Source organism: Variovorax sp. 22077 (assembly GCF_052044195.1).
Taxonomy (GTDB): Bacteria; Pseudomonadota; Gammaproteobacteria; order Burkholderiales; family Burkholderiaceae_C; genus Variovorax; species Variovorax atrisoli.
The window spans coordinates 78,582-94,759 of sequence record NZ_JBQEQC010000025.1; the positions used below are offsets into that span (position 1 = coordinate 78,582).

The 16,178-nt window shown below is 67.9% G+C and carries 14 protein-coding genes; 3 read left to right on the forward strand and 11 right to left on the reverse strand.

All coding sequences use genetic code 11. From position 1 onward, the window contains the following. Positions 1 to 4: 4 nt before the first annotated feature. Positions 5 to 1,657, forward strand: a complete 1,653-nt coding sequence (gene groL, locus ACTJLF_RS28505) for a chaperonin GroEL (RefSeq protein WP_019654459.1) — start codon at positions 5 to 7, stop codon at positions 1,655 to 1,657. Positions 1,658 to 1,816: 159 nt separating this feature from the next. On the opposite strand, the gene xylB is transcribed toward groL, so the two are convergent. From xylB to ACTJLF_RS28560, 11 genes are all read right to left on the reverse strand, one after another. Next, on the reverse strand, positions 1,817 to 3,283 hold the full coding sequence (gene xylB, locus ACTJLF_RS28510; RefSeq protein ID WP_132752331.1) for a xylulokinase: 1,467 nt from the start codon (positions 3,281 to 3,283) through the stop codon (positions 1,817 to 1,819). Positions 3,284 to 3,451: 168 nt separating this feature from the next. After that, entirely contained in the window at positions 3,452 to 4,396 is a 945-nt protein-coding gene (locus ACTJLF_RS28515) for an AraC family transcriptional regulator (RefSeq protein WP_019654461.1), read from the reverse strand. A gap of 14 nt (positions 4,397 to 4,410) precedes the next feature. Then, positions 4,411 to 5,385, reverse strand: a complete 975-nt coding sequence (locus ACTJLF_RS28520; RefSeq protein WP_126182650.1) for a carbohydrate kinase family protein — start codon at positions 5,383 to 5,385, stop codon at positions 4,411 to 4,413. Between the two features lie 17 nt (positions 5,386 to 5,402). Then, positions 5,403 to 6,074, reverse strand: a complete 672-nt coding sequence (locus ACTJLF_RS28525) for a transaldolase family protein (protein WP_132752330.1) — start codon at positions 6,072 to 6,074, stop codon at positions 5,403 to 5,405. Positions 6,075 to 6,080: 6 nt separating this feature from the next. Beyond that, positions 6,081 to 6,869 (reverse strand): L-iditol 2-dehydrogenase, encoded by a 789-nt coding sequence (locus tag ACTJLF_RS28530; protein ID WP_132752329.1) that lies wholly within the window; start codon positions 6,867 to 6,869, stop codon positions 6,081 to 6,083. After that, complete coding sequence (gene dalD / locus ACTJLF_RS28535) at positions 6,866 to 8,269, reverse strand: D-arabinitol 4-dehydrogenase (RefSeq protein WP_132752558.1); 1,404 nt, start codon at positions 8,267 to 8,269, stop codon at positions 6,866 to 6,868. The genes ACTJLF_RS28530 and dalD overlap by 4 nt, the downstream gene beginning before the upstream one ends. An 82-nt stretch (positions 8,270 to 8,351) precedes the next feature. Continuing rightward, on the reverse strand, positions 8,352 to 9,392 hold the full coding sequence (locus tag ACTJLF_RS28540) for an ABC transporter ATP-binding protein (RefSeq protein ID WP_019654466.1): 1,041 nt from the start codon (positions 9,390 to 9,392) through the stop codon (positions 8,352 to 8,354). Between the two features lie 119 nt (positions 9,393 to 9,511). After that, entirely contained in the window at positions 9,512 to 10,336 is an 825-nt protein-coding gene (locus ACTJLF_RS28545; protein ID WP_019654467.1) for a carbohydrate ABC transporter permease, read from the reverse strand. A 150-nt stretch (positions 10,337 to 10,486) separates the two neighbouring features. After that, entirely contained in the window at positions 10,487 to 11,344 is an 858-nt protein-coding gene (locus ACTJLF_RS28550; RefSeq protein WP_019654468.1) for a carbohydrate ABC transporter permease, read from the reverse strand. A gap of 138 nt (positions 11,345 to 11,482) precedes the next feature. Beyond that, entirely contained in the window at positions 11,483 to 12,793 is a 1,311-nt protein-coding gene (locus tag ACTJLF_RS28555) for an ABC transporter substrate-binding protein (RefSeq protein ID WP_019654469.1), read from the reverse strand. 186 nt (positions 12,794 to 12,979) lie between these two features. Then, positions 12,980 to 13,909, reverse strand: coding sequence for a LysR family transcriptional regulator (locus tag ACTJLF_RS28560; protein WP_020723060.1), 930 nt, complete (start codon positions 13,907 to 13,909; stop codon positions 12,980 to 12,982). A gap of 93 nt (positions 13,910 to 14,002) precedes the next feature. Between ACTJLF_RS28560 and ACTJLF_RS28565 the strand changes: the two genes are divergently transcribed. Next, positions 14,003 to 15,007, forward strand: coding sequence for a Bug family tripartite tricarboxylate transporter substrate binding protein (locus tag ACTJLF_RS28565; protein ID WP_020723061.1), 1,005 nt, complete (start codon positions 14,003 to 14,005; stop codon positions 15,005 to 15,007). A 65-nt stretch (positions 15,008 to 15,072) separates the two neighbouring features. Then, positions 15,073 to 16,140 (forward strand): 4-hydroxythreonine-4-phosphate dehydrogenase PdxA, encoded by a 1,068-nt coding sequence (locus ACTJLF_RS28570; RefSeq protein WP_132752327.1) that lies wholly within the window; start codon positions 15,073 to 15,075, stop codon positions 16,138 to 16,140. The last annotated feature ends 38 nt before the right edge of the window (positions 16,141 to 16,178 follow it).

Here is a 16,178-nt window from a genome sequence, read left to right on the forward strand (position 1 = left end):
GAACATGGCAGCAAAAGACGTAGTCTTCGGCGGCGAAGCCCGCGCACGCATGGTCGAGGGTGTGAACATCCTCGCCAACGCAGTCAAGGTGACCCTGGGCCCCAAGGGCCGCAACGTGGTGCTCGAGCGCTCGTTCGGCGCCCCCACCGTCACGAAGGACGGCGTGTCGGTCGCCAAGGAAATCGAACTGAAGGACAAGCTCCAGAACATGGGCGCCCAGCTCGTGAAGGAAGTGGCCTCCAAGACCAGCGACAACGCCGGTGACGGCACCACCACCGCGACCGTGCTGGCTCAAGCCATCGTTCGCGAAGGCTTCAAGTACGTGGCCGCCGGCATCAACCCGATGGACCTGAAGCGCGGCATCGACAAGGCAGTGGCTGCCCTGGTCGAAGAGCTGAAGAAGGCTTCCAAGCCCACCACCACGTCGAAGGAAATCGCCCAGGTCGGCTCGATCTCGGCCAACAGCGACGAAACCATCGGCAAGATCATCGCCGACGCGATGGACAAGGTCGGCAAGGAAGGCGTGATCACCGTGGAAGACGGCAAGTCGCTGGACAGCGAACTGGACGTCGTTGAAGGCATGCAGTTCGACCGCGGCTACCTGTCGCCCTACTTCATCAACAACCCCGAGAAGCAATCGGCGATCCTGGACAACCCGTTCGTCCTGCTGTTCGACAAGAAGATCAGCAACATCCGCGACCTGCTGCCCACGCTGGAGCAAGTTGCCAAGGCCGGCCGTCCGCTGCTGATCATCGCTGAAGAAGTCGAAGGCGAAGCCCTGGCTACGCTGGTGGTGAACACCATCCGCGGCATCCTGAAGGTCGTGGCCGTCAAGGCTCCTGGCTTCGGTGACCGCCGCAAGGCCATGCTGGAAGACATCGCCATCCTGACGGGCGGCAAGGTCATCGCCGAAGAAGTGGGCCTGACCCTCGAGAAGGTGACCCTGGCCGACCTGGGCCAGGCCAAGCGCATCGAAGTGGGCAAGGAAAACACGATCATCATCGACGGCTCGGGCGCTGCTCCGGACATCGAAGCCCGCGTGAAGCAGATCCGCGTGCAGATCGAGGAAGCCACCAGCGACTACGACCGTGAGAAGCTGCAAGAGCGCGTGGCCAAGCTGGCCGGCGGTGTTGCCGTGATCAAGGTCGGCGCTGCCACCGAAGTCGAAATGAAGGAAAAGAAGGCTCGCGTCGAAGACGCCCTGCACGCCACCCGCGCTGCAGTGGAAGAAGGCGTGGTTGCCGGCGGCGGCGTGGCTCTGCTGCGTGCCAAGCAAGCCGTGGGCGACAAGGTCAAGGGCGACAATGCCGACCAGGACGCCGGCATCAAGCTGGTGCTGAAGGCCATCGAAGCTCCCCTGCGCGAAATCGTGAACAACGCCGGCGGCGAAGCCTCGGTGGTGGTGAACGCGGTTCTGGCCGGCAAGGGCAACTACGGCTTCAATGCCGCCAACGACACGTACGGCGACATGCTCGAGTTGGGCATCCTGGACCCGACGAAGGTCACCCGCACCGCACTGCAGAACGCCGCTTCGGTGTCCTCGCTGCTGCTGACGACCGAAGCCATGGTGGCTGACGCTCCGAAGGACGACGCTCCTGCGGCCGGCGGCATGCCCGACATGGGCGGCATGGGTGGCATGGGCGGCATGGGCATGTAATTGCTCGCCCCCAGGCTGCGCGGCACTTCGTGTCCGCTACGCCTACCCCCTACCGGGGGCGACACCTGCGGACCGGCCAAGCCGGATCCGCGGTGTCCCGCGAAATGAAAAAAGCCCGTCTGCGACGGGCTTTTTTCATGGTCGTGGCAATCGTGCCGGTTACTGGAACTGGTCTCGCAGGGACTTGTACAGGGCCTGGAAGCGCGCGTGCCTTGTCCTGCGGAGATCGGCACCTTCGGCCGACGGCATCAACTTCTGTTTCACCGGCGGCAGCGTGCACACCTCGGCCACGTCGCCGCCATCCGCCAGCCAGGCCAGCCGCGCCGCGCCCAGCGCGCCGCCCGTCTCGCTGCCTGCATAGAGCGTGAGCGTCACGCCGAAGATGTCGGCCAGCAACTGCCCCCACCACACGCTGCGGGCGCCGCCGCCGACCAGCGCCATCTCGCGCATCGGCATGTCTTCCGGCAGCCGCAGGGTGTCGAAGCCGTCGCGCAGGCCGAAGCTCACGCCCTCGACCACGGCATAGGCGATCTCCGCCGGCCCGTGCGCATGCGTGAGCCCGAAGAGCACGCCCTGCGCGTTGGGGTTGTTGTGCGGTGAACGCTCGCCCGAGAGGTACGGCAGGAACAGCGGGCAGCGTTCGCGCTGCGCCGGCGGAACGCTTGCGGCGGCTTCGAGCAGCGCCGCCTCGTCGGCGAACCTGAAGGTCTTCGCGGCCCAGCTCACCGCGCTGGCGGCCGAGAGCATCACCGACATCTGGTGCCAGCGCTTCGGCAGCGCATGGCAGAAGGCATGCATCGCCTGCGCGGGGTTCGGCAGGAAGCGGTCGGTCGACACGAACACCACGCCCGAGGTGCCGAGCGAGACGAAGCCCTGCCCCGGCTCGACCAGCCCCATGCCGACCGCGCTCGCCGCGTTGTCGCCGGCACCACCGGCGATCTTCACGCCGTCGCGCAGGCCCCATCTCGCAGCCAGATCGGGCTTGAGCTGTGCCGATACCTCGCTGCCCTCCACCAGCCTCGGCATGTGCGCACGCGTCAGTCCGGTGGCAGCGAGCAGCTCGTCGGACCAGTCGCGCGCGCCCACGTCGAGCCACAGCGTGCCCGCGGCGTCCGACATCTCGCTGACGGCCTCGCCGCTGAGCATGAAGCGCAGCCAGTCCTTCGGCAGCAGCACGCGCGCGACGCGGCCGAAGACCTCGGGCTCGTGCTCGCGCACCCACAGCAGCTTGGGCGCGGTGAAGCCGGGCATCGCGAGGTTGCCCGCGATCTCGCCGAGCCTGGGCACGGCACGCGCGAGCGCCTCGCACTGGGCGCCGCTGCGGCCGTCGTTCCACAGGATCGCGGGGCGCAGCACTTCGCCTGCTTCGTCGATCAGCGTGGCGCCGTGCATCTGGCCCGACAGGCCGATGGCGCGGACCGCCGCGAGTTCTTCGGGATGCGACTTGCCCAGCGCACGCATCACTTCTTCGAGCGCCTGCCACCACTGCTGCGGCGCCTGCTCCGACCACAGCGGCTGCGGCCGTTCGACGGTGAGCGGTGCACGGGCCACGCCCACGATGCGGTGGTCGTCGGCGAGCAAGAGCGCCTTGAGCTCGGACGTGCCGAGGTCGAGTCCCAGATACAAGATGAACCCCTTGTTTGTTCAGATTGCCGTGCTTTCGCGCGGCGGACTTACGAAGAACCCGCTTTCCCTTCAAGGAACACCGAGGAACCGGCTTTGCCGGGCCTGCGGTGTTGCCCCGAGAGAGGGTCGGCGAAGTGACACGAAGTGCGCGCAGCCTGGGGGAGAAACTCATACCCCGAAGCGCGTGTCGGCCTGCTTGCGGAACTCGCTCGGCGTCATGCCCTTGATCTCGAGAAAGCGGCGGTTGAAGTTCGCCACGTTGTTGAAGCCCACCTGGTAGCAGATGTCGGTCACGTAGTGGTCGGTCTGCATCAGCAGGTGGCAGGCGCTGTTGATGCGCACGCGGTTGACGAAATCGGTGAAGCTGTTGCCGGTGGAGCGCCTGAAGAAGCGGCTGAAGCGGCTCTCGCTCATGCCCAGCTCGGCCGCCACGTCCGACATCGAGATCGGCTCGGCCATGTTGTTGGTGATGCGGTTGACGATGCCGTTGATCTGGTCGACCTGCGCATCGCCGTCGGCGCCCTGCGCTCCCTGCATCTGCACGCTCGACAGCAGCCGGTAGTCGGTGCATTGCGCCAGGTCGGCCATGAAGTCGAGGAACAGGCCCAGGCGGCGCACGCCGCGCGCGGCCTTGATGCGGTCCCAGTGCGACTGCGCCTGCTGCGACATGCCGAAGAACTCGATGCCGTGGCGCGCCCGCTCCAGCAGCTGCATCACCTCGCGCAGCTCGGGAATCTGCTGCGCCGCATGCTCGATGGGCTCGTGGCGGAACTGGATCACGCGGTCGCGCCCGGCCGCACCGCCCTCGGGCACGTCGAGCGATATCCAGTTGTGCGGCAGCCGCGGCCCGCACAGCACCAGGTGCCCCGGCTGGAAGGGCCCGATCCAGTCGCCGATGAAGGCCTTGCCCGATGTCTCGGTGATCAGGTGAAGCTCGTAGTCCTCATGGAAGTGCCATCGCACCAGCGGGCTCGGGAAGCCGTGCGCGAGGCAGCGCACCAGGCCGGTTTCTTCGGGGGCTTCGTAGCCCAGCGAGGGCGACCGCGCGAAGTCGCGCTCCAGTTCGGGCTGGCGCTGGCGGGGAATCGAGCGCTTGCGGGTGGACGTCGTCATGATGGCAGCACGGCTCAGGGCCGGGAAGCAGCAGCAACAGCGGTATTTTGTGCCTTCGCCAGCGCGGCGTGAACCGCCTCCAGCGTCGGTGGATCGGCACCCTCGCGGGTGCAGTTGAGGGCGGCGGCGGTGGCGGCGAAACCCATCACGGCCTTCCAGTCTTCGTCGGCCAGCCCGTCGATCTGACCGGGCTGCTCGATGCCGTGCGAGAGCAGCGCCACCGACAGACCAGCCGTGAAGGTGTCGCCCGCGCCGATGGTGTCGACCACGGTGACGCGCGGCGCCGCCACGCTCAGCGGCGCATGGCCCGTGCGCCAGAGCGTCGCGCCGTCGCCGCCGCGCGTGACGATCACGGCGCGCGCGCCGGCCTTCAGGCACTCGGCGGCCAGCGCATCGACGGGCTGCCCGGGCGCGAGCAGCGCGGCGTCCTCGTCGCTGAGCTTGACCAGGTCGGCCATGCCGAACCAGCCGTGCACGCGCTCGCGGTAGGCGGCCATGTCGGAGATCAGGCTGGGCCGCACGTTCGGGTCGAACACGATCACGCGCTGCCCGCGGTTGGCCGCGATCAGGTCGGCGATGCGCGCGGCGGCCGGGTCCTGCAGCAGCGAGATCGAGCCGAAGTGCAGGAAGCGGCATTCAGCCGGCAGCTGCGGCAGCGGCTCGGGCGCCCAGGTGGCGTCGGCGCTGCCTTGCGTATAGAAGGCGTAGCGGTTGGTCTGCGGGGTGCGCTCGACGAAGGCCAGCGTCGAAGGCGCGTTGCTGCGCAGGATGAAGCTGGTGTCCACGCCGTTGCGCTGCAGGAAGCCCATCAGCCGCTCGCCGAACAGGTCGGTGGACAGCTGCGTGAGAAAGCCCGTCGGCTGACCGAGCCGCGCACAGGCCACGGCCGTGTTGAGCGGCGAGCCGCCCTCGTGCCCCAGGAACGCCAGGTTGCCAGCCTCGCTGGCGGTGAAATCGATGAGGGCTTCGCCCGTGAGTGCTATGCGCATGATGGCTGGATTCTGGATCAGGGCAGGTCGCGCGCGTCGGCCAGGAAGCCGCTTTCAGCGGCCAGCGTGGCGGGATGATCGAGCAGCTCGGAAAACAGGCGCGGCGGGATGGTGATCGCGCCCACGCCGATCTTCAGCAGCGAAAGGTAGGCCTCGCGCGAGCGGATGCTGGCCACCAGCAGCCGCGTGCCCGACGCGGGCCGCTGCGCCACCAGCGCCTGCATCTGCGCGATCAGCCCCAGCCCGTCGGCGCCGGAGTCTTCCAGCCGGCCCAGGTACGGTGCGGCATAGGCGGCACCCAGCTGTGCTGCGAAGTGCGCCTGCTCGGGCGCGTATACCGCCGTCCAGGTGACCGGCACGCCCTGCGCGATGAGCCGCGCGCCGGCCGCCAGGCCTTGGCGCGTGGCCGGGATCTTCACCACCAGCTGGCCGGGCGCGAAGTGCGAGAGCAGCGCCTGCGCGTCCTCCAGCATGCCGTCGGCGTCCTGCGAATACACCTGCGCCTGCACCTGCCTGGCACCCAGCTCGATGCAGCGGCGCAGCAGGCCGGGCACGCCGGCGCGGCCGATGCCGGCACGCCTGAGCAGCGTCGGGTTGGTCGTCACGCCGTGCACCACGGGGTGCGGCAGGCAGGCCTGCAGCTCGGCCATGTCGGCGCTGTCGAGGTACAGGTGGAAGTCTTGGTTCATCGGGTCTCAGCTCATGACGTTGCCGCCGTCGACGTTGAGGGTCTGCGCCGTGATGTAGCGCGCCTCGTCGCTGGCGAGGAACACCGCCGCCCCCGCGATGTCGTCCGGCACGCCCATGCGTCCGAGCGGCACCGCCAGGCCGACCTGCCGCTTCTTCTCTCCGGGCGGCAGTCCTTCGGCCCTGGCGAACAGGCTGTCGACATGGTCCCACATCGGCGTGTCGACCACACCGGGGGCGATGCCGTTGACGCGGATGCCGTGCGGCGCCATGGCCAGCGCGGCGCTCTGGGTGTAGCTGATGACGGCCGCCTTGGTTGCGCAGTAGTGCGACACCAGCGCCTCGCCGCGCCGCCCGGCCTGCGAGGCCATGTTGATGACCGACGCGCCCTGCGTGCCGGCCTCCACCATGTGGCGCAGCACCGCCTGCATCACGAAGAACATGCCCTTCACGTTGACGGCGAAGAGACGGTCGAACGAGGCCTCGTCGCTGTCGAGCAGGGGGGCGAGGTCGAACACCGCCGCGTTGTTGAACAGCGTGTGGATCGGCCCGAAGGCGACCTGCGCCTCGGCCAGCATGTGGGCGATGGCCTGCGTGTCGGTCACGTCGGCCGCGATGTAGGCGAGGCCGTCGGGGTGGCGCTGCTGCAGTGCGCGCACGGCCTCGGGAGCGGCGGGCGCACGGTCGATCACCGTGCAGCGCGCGCCCTCGCCGATGCAGGCCGCGGCCACGGCCAGCCCGATGCCGCCGCCAGCGCCGGTCAGCAGCACGTGCCTGCCCTGCAGCCGGCCGCTCATGGCCTGTGCCCCGAAGCGGCCTGCACGAAGCGCGCGACGCGTTCGTTCGCGCGACGCACGGCGTCGATCAGGCGCTGGTCGCCCGCGATGTCGCCCCACAGCCCCACGTCGGAACACAGTGCGACCACAGGATCTGCAGCGTCGCAGATCGCGTGCGCCACGGCCTCGTCCATGCCCTGGTCCTGGTAGGCGTAGGGCAGCGCGCCCTTGTGCCAGCGCTGCAGGAAGGCCAGGAACAGCGCGGGCAGCATCGCCACGCTCTCGATGGGCTGGCCGGCCGCGAGGCGCTCGCGCACCGTCGGCGCGATGAAGCCAGGGATCTTCGAGAAGCCGTCCGCCGCCACGCGCTGGTTGGTGTCGCGGATGGCGGGGTTGCCGAAGCGGTCGAGCACCACGTCGCGATACGCCGCGAGGTCGATGGGGCTGGGAGTCAGGCAGGGAATGACGTCGTCGGTGACGTAGTCGTAGGCCATCTTGCGGATGGCCGCGTCGTGCGTGCCCTCGTGGATGAAGCCGAGCCCCACCAGCGTGCCCGCCCAGGCCACGCAGCTGTGCGTGGCGTTGAGGATGCGGATCTTGGCCTCTTCATAAGGCTGCACCGACTCGACCAGCTGCACGCCCACGCGGCCCCAGTCGGGCCGGCCGGCCGCGAAGTCGTCCTCGATCACCCACTGGATGAAGCTCTCGCCGGTGATGGCGGCCGCGTCGTCGCGACCCGTGGCAGCCTTCACGCGGGCGCGCAGTTCGGGCGGCGGGCGCGGCGTGATGCGGTCGACCATCGCGTTCGGGCAGCGCGTGTTCGCCTTCACCCATACAAGCAGATCGGCATCGCCCGCCAGTTCGATGAATTCCAGCAGGCCGGCGCGGAAGCGGTCGCCGTTGTGGCGCAGGTTGTCGCAGTTCAGCAGCGTCAGCGGGCCCGCGTTCGTGGCCTTGCGCGCACGCAGGATGGCGCAGACGGCGCCGTAGATCGTCACGCCCTTGCCTTCGGTCTCGCCGCTTTCGCCGCGGCGCGCGCGCTCCACGTCGGCCGCAAGGTCGGGGAACGACAGGTCGAGCCTGCCCTTGTCGTCGAGGTAGTAGCCCGCCTCGGTCACGGTGAAGGACACGATGCGCGTCGAGGGCGCCGCGCCGCGCGCGATCACCTTGGCCAGCGAGGGCTCCCAGGGCAGCACCTCGCGAATCGCGGAGATCTCCTCGTAGCGGTACTCGGCCGCGGGGGAGACGGTTTCGAGCGTGTAGCGCCCGCCCTGCGCCTCGAGCGCTGCGACGACCTCGGCCATGTCCGGCCGGATGTTGGCGCCGGAGATCGACCAGCGGGTGTCGCCCGCGTCGATCAGCCGCTGCAGGTACACGGCCTGGTGGGCGCGGTGGAACGAGCCCAGGCCGAGATGGAGCACCGTGAACTCGGAAGGAGCCGGTGGAGTTTGCGCAATGGTCACGAGAAGGTCCGTTGAAAAGACGGTGGACGGAAAGTCGAGGTCACGCGAAGACCGAACGGCCCTCGCGGTTGAAGAGATGGAGCACCGACGGATCGAGCTCCACCGCCACGTCGTCGCCGGCCTGCAGCGGCGTGCGGTCGTTCTGACGCGCGATCAGCGGCACCCCGCCCACATCGACGTGGATCAGCGTGTCGGCGCCCAGTGCCTCCACCAGCTCGACGCGGCCGAGCACGTCCGACACCGGCGCGCCCTGCTTCGGATGCACGCGCAGCCCCTCGGGGCGCACGCCCAGGAAGCCGTCGGCGGGCAGCCTGCCTCCGGTGGCGGCGGAGAAGGTGGGAATCGCGTTTGCCGCCACCATGTTCATCGACGGCATGCCGATGAACTGCGCGACGAACTGGTTGGCCGGGCGGTCGTACAGCTCCAGCGGCGAGCCGACCTGCTCGATCAGCCCGTCCCTCAGCACCACCACGCGGTCGGCCAGCGTCATGGCCTCGACCTGGTCGTGCGTCACGTAGATGGTGGTCGCGCCGAGCGCGCGGTGCAGCTTGTGGATCTCCACCCGCGTGTTGCCGCGCAGCGCGGCGTCGAGGTTCGACAGCGGCTCGTCGAACAGGAACACCTTCGGCGCACGCACGATGGCGCGCCCGATGGCCACGCGCTGGCGCTGGCCGCCCGAGAGGTCCTTGGGCGTGCGGTCGAGGTACTGCGTGAGGTTCAGCGTCTTCGCCGCGTACTCGACCTTGGTCTTGATCTCGCTCTTGGAGACGCCCGCCAGCTTGAGCGCGAAGGACATGTTGTCGTACACGCTCATGTGCGGATAGAGCGCATAGCTCTGGAACACCATCGCGAGGTCGCGCTTGCCCGAAGGCGCCCAGGTGATGTCCTTGCCGTCCAGCAGCAGGTTGCCGCTGGTGATCGGCTCCAGCCCCGCGATCAGCCGCAGCAGCGTCGACTTGCCGCAGCCCGAGGGCCCGACGAAGACGATGAACTCGCCCTTCTGGATCTGCAGGTCGACGCCCTTGATGATGTTGACTTCACCAAAGCTCTTCTTGATGTTCTTGAGTTCGAGGTAGGCCATTCACGACTCCTTGATGTTTTGTGGGCGGGCAGACGACGCGCCCACAGCGCTCGAGAGCGCGCAGCGCAATCCGGGGGTTGGCGAAGCGACACGAAGTGCGCAAAGACTGGGGGTGGTGTTCATTTCACGGCACCGAAGGTCAGGCCTTGAACGAGTTGCTTCTGGCTGAACCAGCCAAACACCACGATGGGCGCAATCGCCATCAGCGAAGCGGCGGACAGCTTGGCCCAGAACAGGCCCTCGGGGCTGGAGTACGAAGCGATGAGCGTGGCCAGCGTGCCCGCCTTGGCGGAGCTGAGGTTGAGCGCCCAGAAGGCCTCGTTCCAGCTCAGCACCAAGCACAGCAGGCCGGTGGATGCGAGGCCGCCCACCGACAGCGGCATCACGACGTGCCGGAACTCGGTCCAGAGGCTGGCGCCGTCCATGCGCGCGGCTTCGAGAATCTCGGGCGGGATGTCCTTGAAGGCGCTGTAGAGCATCCACACCATGATCGGCAGGTTCGACAGCGTGAACACGATGGTCAGCGCGGTGAGCGAATCCAGCAGGCCCGCGGTCTGCGCGATCACGTAGATCGGCACCAGCGCACCGACGGCCGGCATCATCTTGGTGGAGAGCATCCACATCAGGATGTCGCGCGTCTTCTTCGTGCGGAAGAAGGCCATCGAGTACGCGGCAGGCGCCGCGATCAGCAGGCCCAGGATGGTCGAGCCCAGGCTGGTGATGAGCGAGTTGCGCGCATACAGCAGGTAGTCGCTGCGGCGCTGCACCTCGCCGAAGTTGTCGAGCGTGGGCTCGAAGATGAAGAGCGGCGGCACATGGATCGCCTGCAGCTCCGTCTTGAAGGCCGTGAGGAACAGCCAGCCGAGCGGAAAGAACAGCAGCAGCGCGACGGCCCACGCGCCGACGGTGCGCAGCAGCTGCGGCAGGAAGTTGCTGGGTTGCATGATCTGGCTACTCCACTGCTGGTTGATTCGAGACTGGATCAGTTCCAGGAACACCACGGAACCGGCTTTGCCGGGCCGTCGGTGTTGCCCCCTGCAAGGGGGTTGGCGAAGCGACACGAAGTGCGCGAAGACTGGGGGTGTGCCACATGACTAGTCAAGGTTCTTGCCGATGATGCGGATGAGGAACACGGCCACGATGTTGGCCAGCACCACCGCGAAGAGCGCCCCCGCCGAAGCCACGCCCACGTCGAAGTTCATGAGCGACTGCTTGAAGATCATGTAGGTCATGTTCGTGCTCTCGTTGCCGGGCCCGCCGTTGGTGGTGATGGCGATCTCGGCGAACACGCTGAGCAGGAAGATCATCTCGATCATGATCACCACCGCCATGGGGCGCGCGAGGTGCGGGATGGTGAGATAGAAGAAGCGCTGGAACGCGCTCGCGCCGTCCATGCGCGCGGCCTCCATCTGCTCGCGGTCAAGCGACTGCAGCGAGGTGATGAAGATCAGGCAGGCGAAGGGCAGCCACTGCCAGGCAACCATGATGATCACCGACAGCAGCGGCACGTCGGTGAGCCAGTCGACGGGCTGCGCGCCGAAGATGCGCCACACGTCGGCGAGGATGCCGTAGATGGGGTTCATCATCATGTGCTTCCACAGCAGCGCGTTGACCGCGGGCATGACGAAGAAGGGCGAGATCAGCAGCACGCGCACGATGCCGCGCCCCGGGAAGGGCTCGTTCACCAGCAGCGCGAGCAGCACGCCGAGCACCACGGTGATGACGATCACGCTGCCGATCAGCAGCAGGGTGTTCCAGGTGGCCGGCCAGAAGTCGGGGTCGGTGATGAAGTAGTGAAAGTTCTCGATGCCCGCGAAGGTGCGCTCGCCCGGCTGCATGAGGTTGTAGTTCACAAGCGAGAAGTACAACGTCATCACCAGCGGCACGATCATCCAGAGGAAGAGCGTGAGCACGGCAGGCGCCATGAGGGCGCGGGGCAGGAGTCTTTTCATTGTGTGTCCTCTCTGGGGGCTGTTGCCCCCTCTCCCGCTCGCGGGAGAGGGTTGGGGTGAGGGCATGCGGCCCATGCGGTGGGCACGCCGCCCCCCTCACCCTGCCCTCTCCCCAAGGGGAGAGGGTAAGAAGGCGGCTTACTTGTAGTAGCCCGCTTTCTTCATTTCACGCTCAGCCGCCGTCTGCGAAGTCTTCAATGCCTGGTCGACCGTGACCTTGCCCGACAGCGCCGCGCTCATCTGCTGCCCCACCGCCACGCCGATCGCCTGGAACTCGGGAATGGCCGCGTACTGCACGCCCACGTACGGCGACTTCGGCAGCGTGCTGTCCGTCAGGTTCGCGCTGTCGATCGCCTTCTTCTCGGCCGCGGCGAACTTGGCGACCTTCTGGAACTCGGGGTTCGCATAGGTCGACTTGCGCGTGCCGGTCGGCACCGAGGCCCAGCCGGTTTCCTTGGCCACGAGCGCGATGTAGTCCTTCGAAGTGGCCCACTTGATGAACTTCTGCGCCGCTTCGTCCTTGGTCGAACTGGCCGGGATGGCGAGGTTCCACGACCACAGCCAGTTGGCACCCTTGGGCGTGGCGGCGGTGGGCGCCTGCGCGAAGGCCACCTTGTCGGCCACCTTCGACTGCTTCGGGTCGCTGATGAAAGAGGCAGCGATGGTCGCGTCCACCCAGGCCGCGCACTTGCCTTCGTTGAAGAGCGCGAGGTTCTCGTTGAAGCTGTTGGCCGAGGCGCCCGGAGGGCCGTCCTTCTTCATCAGGTCGACATAGAAGGTGATGGCGTCCTTCCAGGGCTTGGTGTCGATCTGCGGCTTCCACTGCATGTCGAACCACTGGCCGCCGTTGGTGTTGACCAGCGTGGTCAGGAAGGCCATGTTGTCGCCCCAGCCCGGCTTGCCGCGCAGGCACATGCCGTAGACGCCCGCCTTCGGGTCGTTGGCCTTGTCGGCGAACTCCTTCACCTGCGCCCAGGTGGGCTGCTCGGGGAACTTCACCCCCACCTTGTCGGCCAGGTCCTTGCGGTACATGAGCATCGAACTCTCGCCGTAGAAAGGCGCGGCGTAGAGCTTGCCCTCGTTCGACAGGCCGTCGCGGATGGCGGGCAGCAGGTCGTCCACGTCGTAGGCTGCGTCGGTGGCGATGGGCTTGAGCCAGCCCTTCTTCGACCAGATCGGCGTCTCGTACAGGCCGATGGTCATCACGTCGAACTGGCCGCCCTTGGTGGCGATGTCGGTGGTCACGCGCTGGCGCAGCGTGCCTTCTTCCAGCGTGACCCACTTGAGCTTGATGTCGGGGTTGGCCTTCTCGAAGAAGGGGGTGAGCTTCTGCATCTCGATCATGTGGCCGTTGTTCACGGTCGCGATCACGAGCTCGGTGGCGGCCTGCGAGACGACGCCAGTACCGATCAGTGCGAGGACGAGGCCCGCTTTCAGAAAACGCTTCATGTTGTCTCCTAGAGGAAGTGAGCGACGCCCTCTTTCTGTCTGTCGGGTCGCCGTGCCGCGAATTCTGGAGAAGCGGGCCTGCGATTTTGGTACTGGTGCCGCCGTCACCAGTACTTTCATGCATCGATTGGCTAGTGAAATCCCTAATCGATGCAATACAGCATGGAAATTGGCAAGCCAAAGGCCTCAAGCGCTGCCAAGCAGCTGGCGACGCAGCTGCGCCGCCGCGGGCGACAGCGCCCGGTCGGCCCGGGTGATCAGGCAGATCGGCGGCACCCGAACCGGCAGTTCGACCGGCACCACGCGAAGCACGCCCAGGCGGGCGTAGTGGCCGGCCTGCGAGGCGGGCATCACGGCCGCCATGTCGGAGTTCTCGAGCAAGGCGGTGATGGCGATGGGCGATGCCGTTTCGATGATGTCGAGCCGGTCGGAAATGCCCGCCTCGCGCATCGCCGCCTCGAAGCGCCCGCGCTGCGGCGAGCCCGGCGGCTGCAGCACCCACGACCAGCCCGCCATCTCGGCCAGCGTGACGTTGCCGCGCTCGAACACCGGATGGGCGGCGCGCACCACCACCACCTGCGATTCGCCCAGCAACGGCACGCTCGCGTACTTCGCCTCGTCGTGGCCGTCTGTGAGACGGCCCAGCACGAAGTCGACGTCGCCCTGCTCCAGCTGCGCCTGGATCACGTCGCTGGTCTCGACGACGACCGACACCGCCACCTGCGGGTGCCGGCGGTGGTATTCCACCAGCGCCGGTGCCAGCAGCTGCGGCACCGCGCCCGGCACGCTGCCTACGCGCAGTGCGCCGCTCAGCCCCGAGCGCAGGGCCAGCATCTCCTCGCGCGCGCTGCCGAAGTCGCTGAGCACGCGGCGGGCATAGCGGATCAGGATCTCGCCGTAGGGCGTGGGCTCCATGCCGCGCGCCAGGCGCTCGAAGAGCTTCTCGCCCAGCGAATCCTCCAGCTGCTGCAGCAGCTTGGTGGCCGCCGGCTGGCTGATGTTCATGGCCTCGGCCGCCCGGCCCAGATGGCGATGGGTGTCGAGCCGGGCCAGCAGCAGCAGCTGGCGCGGCCGCACGAGGAGCATCAGCGAAGCGTCGGAAGGCCCTTGTGTCATGCACAAAAGTATATGAAGCCCTGGCCATTTTCGATTGGATCGCACGGGCGTTGCTCCGTACGCTTGCCGCACTACAAGCAGGAGACAAACCCGATGAAGCGTTCTTTTCTCGCCCATGCGACAGCACTGGCAGGGCTGGTAGGCCTGGCGGCCGCCGCGGTGCTGACAGCTGTGCCGGCCGGCGCACAGCAGCAGCAACAGCCCTATCCCGACAAGCCGATGCGCATCATGGTCGGCGCCTCGCCCGGCGGCGGCACCGACATCCTGGCGCGGGTGCTGGCCGACAAGTTCTCGCCCGCGCTCAAGCAGCCGGTGGTGGTCGAGAACCGGCCGGGCGCCTCCAACACCATCGCGGGCGAGCTCACCGCCCGCGCGCCGGCCGACGGCGCCACGCTGCTGCTGGCCACCAACACGGCGCAGGCGGTGGCACCGCACATCCTCAAGCTCAAGTACGACCCGCTGAAAGACCTGCAGCCCGTGGGCCTGGTGGCGGTAATGCCGAACGTGCTGGTCGTGTCCGCCAGCTCGCCCTACAGGTCGGTGAAGGACCTGGTGGCGGCCATGGCCGCGAAGCCCGGCAGCTTCAAGTACGCCTCTTCCGGCATCGGCAGCACGCAGCACGTGGGCGGCGAGGCCTTCAACCTGGCCACCGGCATGAAGTCGATCCACGTGCCCTACAAGGGCAGCTCGCAGGCGCACGTCGACATCATCGCGGGCGAGGTCGACATGATGTTCGACAGCACCTCCTCGGCCATGGGCCAGATCAAGGCCGGCAAGTTCCGCGCGCTCGCGGTGAGCGCGCCGCAGCGCTCGCCCGAGCTGCCCGACGTGCCCACGCTGGCCGAGCAGGGCATCAAGGGCGCCGACGTGTCGACCTGGTACGGCCTCTACGTCACCGCCGGCACGCCGCGCCCTGCGGTGGAGCGCCTGAGCGCAGAACTCTCGCGCACGCTGAAGCTGGCCGACGTGCAGACGCGCATCAAGGCCCTGGGCGGCGAGCCCGGCGGCCTGACCGGCGAACCCTTCGCAGCGATGAACCGGCAGGAGTTCGACCACTACGGCCAGCTCGTGCGCGACGCCAACATCAAGGCCGAATGAGGCGGCCGGACTCTCTTTCACTCCTTCCCCTTGCCCTTCCCCTTCAACCGCATCCGACCGACACCATGTCCCTTTCCTCCTCCCAGACTCCAGGCGTGACTTCCGCCAAGCCCCGCATCGCCGTGCTGCTCGGCGACCCGAGCGGCATCGGCCCCGAGATGGCGGTGAAGCTGCTCGCGCGGCAGCGCAACCTCGACGCTGCGCGCGTGCTGCTGATCGCCGACCCGGCCGTGCTCGCGTCCGGCGAGCGCATCGCGGGCGAAAGGCTGAACCCGCTGCGGGTGGACAGCCTCGACGCAGTGCGCTTCGAGGACGGCCGGCCCACGCTGCTCGCAAGGGACTGGATGGAGGGCCGCGAGCCGGTGCTGGGCGAGTCGAACGAACACTCGGGCCGGGCCTCGTTCGGGGCGCTGGAACTGGCCACGCTGGCGGTTCGACGCGGGCAGGCCGAGGGCATCCTCTTCGCGCCGCTCAACAAGCACTCGCTGCGCCTGGGCGGCCTGGTGCACGAGGACGAGCTGCGCTACATGCAGGAGCGCTTCGCGGTGGAAGGCTTCGTCTGCGAATTCAACCTCACGGGTTCGCTGTGGACTTCGCGCGTGACCTCGCACATTCCGCTGAAGGACGTGGCCAGCCACATCACGGTGCAGGGCGTGAGCGACGCGGTGAAGATCATCGCCAATGCCCTGCAGCGCGCAGGCGTGGCGCAGCCGCGCATCGCGGTGACGGGGCTCAATCCGCACGCGGGCGACGGCGGCTCCATCGGCATGGAGGAGATCGAGATCATCGCGCCCGCCATCGAACGGCTGCGCGCCGAGGGCCTCGATGCGCGCGGCCCCTTCTCGCCCGACACGGTGTTCATCGGCGCGCGGCGCGGCGATGTCGATGCGGTGGTGTCGATGTACCACGACCAGGGCCAGATCGCGATGAAGCTCATGGGCTTCGAGCAGGGCGTGACGCTGCACGGCGGCCTGCCGGTGCCGGTCGCGACCTCGGCCAGCGGCAGCGCCTTCGACATCGCGGGCAAGGGCATCGCGAAGATCGAGGGGCTGCAGCAGGCCTTCGACCTGTGCGTGCGCATGGCGGCGGGCGCGCCCGTGCGGACGCAGGCACCGTCGGCAGCCACGGCCTGAGGCATCGCGCAGGCCGCGCACCAAAGAAAAAGGGCCGC